At 37.5% G+C, this 9,490-nt stretch carries 7 protein-coding genes; 5 read left to right on the top strand and 2 right to left on the bottom strand.

Going from position 1 to position 9,490, the window contains the following annotated elements; genetic code table 11:
* Nucleotides 1-317: hypothetical protein (locus BUA76_RS04915; RefSeq protein WP_143149859.1), on the bottom strand; the 317-nt coding region annotated here is incomplete at its 3' end.
* Between the two features lie 482 nt (nt 318-799).
* Between BUA76_RS04915 and BUA76_RS04910 the strand changes: the two genes are divergently transcribed.
* Nucleotides 800-1,426 carry a response regulator transcription factor gene (locus BUA76_RS04910; RefSeq protein WP_072883684.1) on the top strand — a complete coding sequence of 209 codons (627 nt, stop codon included), beginning with the start codon at nt 800-802 and terminating at the stop codon, nt 1,424-1,426.
* A 73-nt stretch (nt 1,427-1,499) separates the two neighbouring features.
* Here the strand turns inward: BUA76_RS04910 and BUA76_RS04905 are convergent, their stop codons facing one another.
* On the bottom strand, nt 1,500-2,054 hold the full coding sequence (locus tag BUA76_RS04905; RefSeq protein WP_072883683.1) for a thioredoxin family protein: 555 nt from the start codon (nt 2,052-2,054) through the stop codon (nt 1,500-1,502).
* A gap of 287 nt (nt 2,055-2,341) precedes the next feature.
* Here BUA76_RS04905 and BUA76_RS04900 point away from each other — a divergent pair, with 287 nt between their 5' ends.
* The 4 genes from BUA76_RS04900 to BUA76_RS04885 all read left to right on the top strand — a co-directional run bounded on the left by BUA76_RS04900 (nt 2,342) and on the right by BUA76_RS04885 (nt 9,456).
* Nucleotides 2,342-2,938 (top strand): TetR/AcrR family transcriptional regulator, encoded by a 597-nt coding sequence (locus BUA76_RS04900; protein ID WP_072883682.1) that lies wholly within the window; start codon nt 2,342-2,344, stop codon nt 2,936-2,938.
* Nucleotides 2,939-3,265: 327 nt separating this feature from the next.
* On the top strand, nt 3,266-4,426 hold the full coding sequence (locus BUA76_RS04895) for an efflux RND transporter periplasmic adaptor subunit (RefSeq protein ID WP_072883681.1): 1,161 nt from the start codon (nt 3,266-3,268) through the stop codon (nt 4,424-4,426).
* A 127-nt stretch (nt 4,427-4,553) separates the two neighbouring features.
* A complete protein-coding gene (locus BUA76_RS04890) occupies nt 4,554-7,736 on the top strand; it encodes an efflux RND transporter permease subunit (RefSeq protein ID WP_072883712.1) in 3,183 nt (1,060 codons plus the stop codon).
* 307 nt (nt 7,737-8,043) lie between these two features.
* Nucleotides 8,044-9,456: an efflux transporter outer membrane subunit gene (locus BUA76_RS04885; RefSeq protein WP_072883680.1), complete on the top strand. Its 1,413-nt coding sequence runs from the start codon at nt 8,044-8,046 to the stop codon at nt 9,454-9,456.
* Nucleotides 9,457-9,490 lie beyond the last annotated feature (34 nt).

The following is a 9,490-nucleotide window of genomic DNA, read 5'->3' as shown; positions in this document are numbered from 1 at the left end:
TGTTTTTTTGCAATTTTATTGACTGTCTTTTTACCGATTCCGTACAAGGAAGTACCGTCGGCAACATATATATATTCTTCGCCACTGACTGTAACATCCGGAGAGATCTCTTTGCCTCTTACAGCGACCTCTTCTTTGGATTCCATGTTATTCGTGATTAAAATATTGCCCTGAAAATGAATATATCCGGAATTTTCTGTAGATAAAGACTGTCCGAAATTGAATATTGAAGCAATGATGAGCATAAAGCAGAGTAATCTTCCGGAAAAACGAAAGACCTGCTTTATAACAGATTTCATCACTTGTGTTCTAATCATTTGTATTTTCTTAGTAGAAAATTGTATAATAGTAGACTTTATATTGCAATAAATCTAAAAAACTACCTTTATAATTTAGTTTGCAAAACTAAGTTCAAAACATTGATTTATAATCCTATCCATTGTAATAAAATAATTATTGATTTGTAATATTTTAATTACAAACCCAAAGCGTATTATATATTTATAAAACTTACACTACAAATAAGGATTGTCCGGCTAAAAAAATACTCTACAAGCTCAATAATCAAGCAATTTATTGTTATTTTTATATTACACACAATAATATGACATGATAATAGTGAAAATAAAATATATTTTTTTTAATTTTATAGTTATTTTATTCAGGCCGAAAGGCACAGGATGATATAGGCATTCGATAACATTATGCCTAACCTGATGTACTAAGTTATCTGCCTGAATAAATCTGTTTGCCCTTATGTTGAAATATTACTGGGAGTACACTATAAAAACCAAATGATATGAATAAAAAAATACTTATTGCCGATGATTATTTCGTCGTGATGACAGGCATTAAAATGATTCTTAAAAAATATTTAAAAAATATTGACCTGGAATATGCCCTAAATTATGATGAAATTTTCGAAAAATTAGCTGATAAAACTGATTATGCGCTTCTCATCCTCGATCCTGGTCTACAAGGAAACCAAAAAAAGATGACTGCCGAAATCAAATGTAAATTTCCCAATTTAAAAATTCTTATTTTTTCAACGCACAATACTGCTGAAGTGATCTCCTTTATTCTGGAAGGAGCAGATGGCTATCTGAACAAGCTTTCTCACGAAGACGAAATTGCACGGGCAGTTTTAGAAGTTTTAAATACAGGTAAATATTATTCAAAAGAAACTATGGATGCACTGATTCACCATTCGGTATCCGGCAAAAGCAATCCACTTGAAACTCTTTCTGAGAGAGAGAAAACTGTATATAAATTATTAATTAAAGGATACGGTAATCTGGAAATTGCCAATGAGCTGAAGATTCATGTTGCCACAATAAGCACTTATAAAAGAAGGATCTTTCAAAAACTGGGAACCAATAATCTTATTGATATTTTAGAAATAAACAGAAAATATTCAATGGAATAAAAAATATCAGTTAAAAACAAAAAGCCGTTCATAAGAACAGCTTTGTATATTTAATGAAGAACAATCAATCAGGTTATTTCCATTTAATATTGCAGCCCATACTTGGTCTCTGAATTTCTTCCTGAGGCTCTCCCGCTAAAAGATTTTCAAAAGCAATAATCAAATCTTCACCCGTCACATCCTTATTATTCCCCGGCCTTGAATCATCCATCTGCCCTCTGTAGATAAGATCAAGCTTATCATCGAAGAAAAAGAAATCCGGGGTGCAGGCTGCATCATAGGCTTTTGCAATCGCCTGGCTTTCATCATATAAATACGGGAAATCAAACTTTCTTTCAATCTGGAATTCAATCATCTTTTCAGGAGAATCTGCAGGATATTTTTCAACATCATTTGAGTTGATGGCTATAAATTCAATTCCTCTTTCATTATAATCTTCATACAGTTCATTTAACTTGTCGATGACATGAAGTACAAAAGGACAATGGTTACACATAAAGATTACTAAGGTACCTTTTTCTCCTTTCAGATCGTCCAGCGATTGCATTTCATTGCTTTTTGAAGGATTGGGCAGTTCAAAAAAAGGTGCTTTTGTGCCTAGATCAATCATATTTGAGGGCGTATTCATAACTTTTTATTTACTTACAAAGATAAAAGATTTTCTTGATTATTTGGATATGGAAGATGGATGCGGTAAGTTGGAAGTTATTAATTCAGCGTGACTATAAGCCTCATTAATTTTTACAATAATTAAAAGATAACAACTTAAAATCACCTTCAGCTCTCATTTTTCTAGCATCCGGCCAAATTAAAAATACGTTCAAAAGCCCTCTTTAAAAATTAAACTCCAAAATATGTTTGGAAGTTATATTAAAAAGTTTGTAGTTTTGCTAACACTGTTAGTAATATAAAATCATGGGCTTACATGAACGCCGACAAAGGGAAAAAGAAAATATACGTGCCAGTATCCTGGATGCGGCTTTTTCTTTGGCTAAAACCGAGGGCTGGGCTTCACTTTCCATGAGAAAAATTGCCGATGCTATTGAGTACAGTGCACCGGTAGTTTACGATCACTTTGAAAACAAAGAAGCTATTTTATATGAAATTTCATTGAATGGTTTCCATTGTTTACACATTGAATTGTTGAAAGCTCAGAGAGAACACGACAATCCTGAAGATCAGTTGAAAGCTATTGTAGATGCTTACTGGAAATTTGCATTTAAAAATAAAGAATACTATCAGCTGATGTTTGGTTTGGGAATGCAGTGTAGCGGAAAAGGAATGATGAAAGAAGAATTTTCATCTTTTCAGGATATGCTCTACGACTGCACGTATGAAATTATTAAGAAAAACGGATCCAATACTGATAATGCCTGTCACATGTCTCATGCATTATTTTCAGCGGTTCATGGATTAATTTCCATCATGATGATGCGTAATGATGATATTCCTTCAACGATGAATAAAACGACTTTGGATGAAACGGTTTCTGCTTTCATCAAGTCTTTATAATTTTTTTTTGAATTAAAAATTAACACTGTTAGGAATATTAACACTGAATTAATATAAATATTTCACTTTAAAAACATTAAAAAACTATCATGTAAAATTAGAATTATCTGTATTATTTGCAACTAAAATTAACACCGTTAGAAAAATTAACACATTAAAATCTAATCAACCTTTTCAAAATCATTATGAAAACAACTCTTTAAAGCAATATTAAAATTTCTGTATATATTTTTTAATAAATTATTAACACTGTTAGGAAATATAACAGATATTAAATTAAAAACTTTATTATTTTATTTAACACTTCATTAAAAATTTAAACTTAAAATGAAAATATTTGGAAAAACGAGGATTATCGTACTGATCGCAAGCATTATCCTTTTACAAAGTTGTACCCAAGCAGCAGAAGGATCAAACCCTGCTCCGCCACCTCCACAACTTCCGGTTTATACTGTTATCACTTCTCCTGCGACTGTTTATCAGGAATTCCCGACTGCTTTGGAAGGAAAAAACAATGTAGAAATAAGATCGCAGGTTGACGGTTATTTAGATAAAATCTATGTGGAGGAAGGTGCTTACGTAAGAGCCGGGCAGCCTTTATTTAAAATAGATTCAAGAAGTTACGGCGAGCAAATGAATATGGCAAGCGCTAATCTTCAGGTTGCCAACGCCAATATTCAGAAAGCAAAAGTTGAGGTTGACAGATTAGAACCACTTGTTGCTGCAAAAGTAGTTTCCGAGGTACAGCTGAGAACCGCAAAAGCCAACTACGCCGCCGCAGTTGCTGCAGCTTCACAGGCAAGAGCATCCGTTGGAAACGCAAAAATCAATGTAGGATTTACAACCATTACCGCACCGGTAAGCGGTTATATCGGGAGAATTCCGTACAAAAAAGGAAGCCTGATTTCAAGAACAGATCCTAATCCATTGACATTATTGTCTGATATCAGCGAGATTTACGCGTACTTTTCTTTAAGCGAATTGGATTTCATTGCTTTTCAGAATAAATATCCGGGAGCAACATTAAACGAAAAACTTAAAAATATGCCAATGGTAGATTTGGTCATTGCAGACAACAGCACGTATCCCGAAAAAGGAAGAATGAGCATTGTTGACGGACAATTCGATAAAACGACCGGAGCCATCAGTGTCCGTGCCGTATTCCCAAATCCAAATGGTGCATTAAGAACAGGAAACACCGGTAGGGTTCGTATGCCGCAATTATTTGATAAAACATTGGTTATTCCGCAGGAATCTACTTACGAAATTCAGGATAAAACGTATGTCTATGTAGTAGGAAAGGATAAAAAAGTAACGGGAAAACCGGTTACCATATCTGGAAAAACAGACAACTACTATTTTATTTCTGATGGATTATCTAAAGGAGACAAAATCGTATTCACCGGAATCGGAGTCTTAAAAGATGGTGTTGCCATACAGCCAAAAGCTATTTCTTCTGATAGTTTGTTGAAAGCAAGACCTTTGTAAAACCGCTTTTTGCTTTGGCTTTTCGCTTTTTGCTTCGATGCAATATTTAAAAATTACTAACTCAGAATCATTTTTTAGCCAGTGGCCAAAAGCTGATTGCTATAAGCAACTTAAAATTAAACTTCTTATGTTAAAACAATTTATAGAAAGACCGGTACTTTCAACGGTTATTTCCATCATACTCTTATTATTGGGTGCCTTGTCGCTCTTTAATTTACCGATTGCCCTGTTTCCGGATATTGCACCGCCGAGTGTTCAGGTGACTGCTTTTTATCCGGGAGCGAATGCGGAAGTGGTAGCCCGTTCTGTTGCAACTCCAATCGAAGAAGCAGTGAACGGAGTGGAAAACATGACCTACATGACTTCCAACTCCAGTAATGACGGTACCATGACCCTGAGCGTATTTTTCAAGCAAGGTTCCGATCCTGATAATGCTGCCGTAAACGTGCAGAACCGTGTATCAAAAGCCATGAGCCAGCTTCCACAAGAGGTTGTACAGGCGGGAATTTCGACACAGAAAGTACAGAACAGTATGATCATGTTTATGGGATTAACCAGTAATGATCCAAAACAATATGATGAACTTTTCTTACAGAATTATTTAAAAATCAACATCATTCCACAGATCCAGCGTATTCCGGGTGTTGCCCAGGCGCAGGTTTTCGGAACGAGAGATTATTCAATGAGACTTTGGCTGAAGCCGGACCGATTAGCTGCCAACGGACTTTCGCCTCAAGAAGTTTTAAATGCTGTAAAAGATCACAACTTAGAGGCTGCTCCGGGACGTTTGGGACAGGGAAGCAAGGAAACATATGAGTATATCTTAAAGTATAAAGGTAAATTAAACAAAAACGAAGACTACGAAAATATTGCCATTAAAGCCAACAGCGACGGTTCTTTCCTGAGACTGAAAGACGTGGCAAGAGTAGAATTCGGTTCTTATACGTATACTGCAGCCAACAGAGTGGATGGCAAGCCGGTTTCAGGGTTTGCGATTATGCAGACCGCAGGATCCAACGCCAACGAAATCCTGACTGAAATTGAAAAGCAGGTTGATCAGTTTAAAACTACCCTACCAAAAGGCGTTGAGCCCATCATCATGTACAATTCCAAAGACTTTTTGGATGCTTCAATCCATCAGGTAGTTGAGACGTTAGTGATTGCATTTATCCTGGTATTTATCGTCGTGTATATTTTCCTTCAGGATTTCAGATCGACATTAATTCCTGCAATTGCCGTTCCGGTTGCGATTATCGGTACGTTTTTCTTTCTACAGCTGTTTGGATTCAGTATCAACATGTTGACCTTGTTTGCGTTGGTACTCGCGATCGGTATTGTGGTGGATGACGCAATCGTTGTAGTAGAAGCCGTTCACTCGAAGATGGAACATACGGGAATGCCTGTGGAGCACGCAACCATGAGTTCGATGAGTGAAATTTCCGGAGCAATTATTTCCATCACGCTGGTGATGTGTGCCGTATTTATCCCGGTTGGCTTCATGCAGGGACCTGCTGGAGTTTTCTACAGACAGTTTGCTTTTACGCTGGCCATTGCAATTATGATTTCTGCGGTTAATGCATTAACACTGAGTCCCGCTTTATGTGCGATGTTCTTAAATGATCCTCAGGGTGAACACGGAGAACATGGCAAAAAAACTGGTTTCGGTGCAAGATTCTTCAACGCCTTTAATGTAAGCTTTAATAATTTAACCAAAAAATACATTTACAGCCTTAAATTTTTAATTAAAAATAAATGGGTAGCCGTTGGCGGATTGGTATTGATTACCGCAGCGAGTATTTTCTTAATTAAAAAAGCGCCATCCGGATTTATTCCTACCGAAGACCAGGGATTCATCCTGTATGCGGTGAATACCCCTCCCGGAAGTTCATTAGACAGAACCCACAGAGCCACAGAGCAGATTGACCAAATCATCAACGGTGAAAAGGCTAAAAATCACCTTTGGGTGGCAGACGGTCTGAACTTCATCAGTAACGCCAATGCATCACCCTATTCTGCCGGTTTTATTAAATTAAAAGATCATGACCAGCGTGGAGAAATAACCGATCCAGATCAGATTGCAGCGGGATTGACAGGGAAAGTTTCCCAAGTGAAAGACGCAAGTGCATTCTTCTTCAACTTCCCTACCGTACAGGGATTTGGTAACGTTTCCGGTTTTGAATTCATGCTTCAGGACAAAACGAACGGTTCTCTGGAAAATTTAGGAACAACCACTCAGGCATTCATCGGAGAATTGATGAAACGTCCAGAAATTGCTTTTGCTTTCACAACCTATGCAGCCGGAAATCCACAATTTACGATTGAGGTTGATAATGATAAGGCCAATCAGCTGGGAGTTTCCATTACAGAATTGATGCAGACGATGCAGATTTATTATGGAAGTAGCTTCGTTTCAGATTTCAACAGATTCGGAAAATACTACAGGGTGATGGCTCAGGCTGATATTCCTTACAGAACAGATGCCAATTCTTTAGAAGGAATTTATGTTAAAAATAAATCAGGAGAAATGGTTCCTGTAAAAACATTAGTGACCTTAAAAAGAGCTTTCGGACCTGAAACGGTAACAAGAAATAACCTCTTCAACGCAGTGACGATCAACGGAACGCCAAAACCTGGTTACAGTACCGGAGATGCGATTAAAGCTGTTGAAGAAGTGGCAGAAAAATCACTTCCGAGAGGATTCGGATACGAATGGACCGGGATTACCCGTGAAGAGATCAAAACAAGCGGACAGACCGCATTTATCTTTATGCTAAGTATTTTGTTTGTTTACTTCTTGTTGGCGGCTCAGTATGAAAGTTATATTCTTCCGTTTGCAGTTATTTTAACGATTCCGACAGGGATTTTCGGGGTATTTGCTTTCACGGGACTGGCTGGAATTGATAATAACATTTATGTTCAGGTTGGTTTGATTATGCTCGTTGGATTATTAGCGAAAAATGCGATCCTGATTGTAGAATTTGCCGTACAGAGAAGAAATGCAGGAAGGTCATTATTGGAATCTGCACTTCAGGCTTCAAGACTACGCTTAAGGCCGATCTTAATGACCTCATTTGCATTCATTGTCGGGATGTTGCCGCTTGTCTTTACGCAGGGTGCTTCTGCAAAAGGGAATCACTCCATTGGCTTCAGTACCGTTGGCGGAATGTTGACAGGCGTAGTATTCGGGATTTTCATTATTCCGGTAATGTTTGTGATCTTCCAGTATTTGCATGAAAAAATGCCGAGCAGAAAAAAGAAAAGACTTCAAAGACAAAAACTGGAAGCTGAACTTTTAGCTACTGCACATTAATAAAGAACAATTATAAAGATTTGAGAGTGTTTAAAATGCATTTGAACCATTAAGATTTTGATTAAGGAGTTAAGATTATTAAGATATGCTTCGCTTTAGCATAACGCTTATTAAATAAAATCTGTTTGATTTTTCTTAATTAAACTTAACTCCTTAAATGATTCTTAATGGTTCAGATCAACCAAAAGATTTAAAAATCATCCGGGGAAATTTGTGAAAAAACAAAAAGCAAAGCATTTCTCTTACTAAAGACAATTTTGCATCCACAAAAAAACTCTCAAAGTTTGTAATTCATTAAAATTAAATTATGAAAAAAGTAAAAAATATCATCATCACTTTCGGACTGGCTTTAGCATCGGTCTCCTGTGTGTCCAAACTGGCATACACGGAGCCTGAGCTGGACCTTCCCGAAACGTTTAAATATACTGCGACAGCAGATACCGCAAGTGTTGCGAACCTGGAGTGGAGACAGTTTTTCAGCGATCCGATGTTACAGTCATTGATTGAAAAAGGAATTAAAAACAACTATGATCTGCAGATTGCTTTAAAACAGGTTGCTTCATCTCAGGAAAAACTGAAACAGGCAAAATATCTTCAATATCCGGAGGTAGGTTTCGGGGTTGCTGCACAGATTTCAAGACCTTCCAAAAACAGCATGAACGGGCAAAGCCTGAATTTATTTTTAGGACAAAGCCATGTTGAAGATTACAATGCAGCGTTCAATCTATCCTGGGAAGCCGATATCTGGGGGAAAATAAAAAACCAGCAGGAAGTTTCAAGAATGCAGTACCTTCAGACGTATGAAGCAACAAAAGCCATTCAGACCCAAGTGGTTGCTGCCATTGCCCAGGGATATTACAATTTATTGATGCTTGATAAACAAATGCAGATTGCCCAATCTAATTTAGAATTAAGCAAAAATACATTGGCCCTTACAGAAAAATTATGGCAGAGTGGCGATACCACTTCTTTAGGTGTTCAGCAGGCAACAGCCCAGAAACAGTCCACAGAATTGTTGATTACGCAATTGGAACAGAATATTGCCATTCAGGAAAATGCATTGAGTATTCTGGTAGGGGAAAATCCGGGGAAAATCAGCAGAACAATTGAAATGTCTGAAACCTCTTTGCCACAGGATATTTCCGCAGGTCTACCGGCAGCCATGGTGAGCCGTCGTCCGGATGTCCGTCAGCAGGAACTGATGTTGCTTGAATCCAATGCAATCGTGGGAATTGCGCAGGCGAATATGTATCCTTCACTGAAAATTACAGCAAACGGTGGTGTTAACTCATTTAAAGTTGATAACTGGTTTCAGATTCCGGCTTCATTGTTCGGTTCTGTGTTAGGAGGTTTGACACAGCCTATTTTTCAGAAAAGACAACTGAAAACCGATTTAAATGTTGCTAAAATCCAGAGAGAGAAAAATGTACTGGCGTTCCGTCAGTCTGTTTTGAATGCGGTTGGTGAAGTTTCCGACGCACTGGTTTCCAACGAAAGCTTAAAAGTTCAGGAACAAAAAGCAGCAGAACAGGCTGCGACTTTAAAAAACGGAATTAAAAGTGCCGAAATGCTCTACAAAGGCGGAATGGCCAACTATTTAGAAGTCATAACAGCCCAGGGAAATTCTCTGCAGGCAGAGCTGAATCTGGCGTCCGTAAAAAGACAAAGGTTAAGCAGCATTGTAGATTTGTACCGGGCATTAGGAGGCGGTTGGAAGTAGTAAATTTAAATTATATTGTTAATGGAATGCGGTC

This window comes from Chryseobacterium takakiae (assembly GCF_900129385.1).
GTDB lineage: Bacteria > Bacteroidota > Bacteroidia > Flavobacteriales > Weeksellaceae > Chryseobacterium > Chryseobacterium takakiae.
This window is presented reverse-complemented; position numbering and strand designations above follow the sequence as displayed.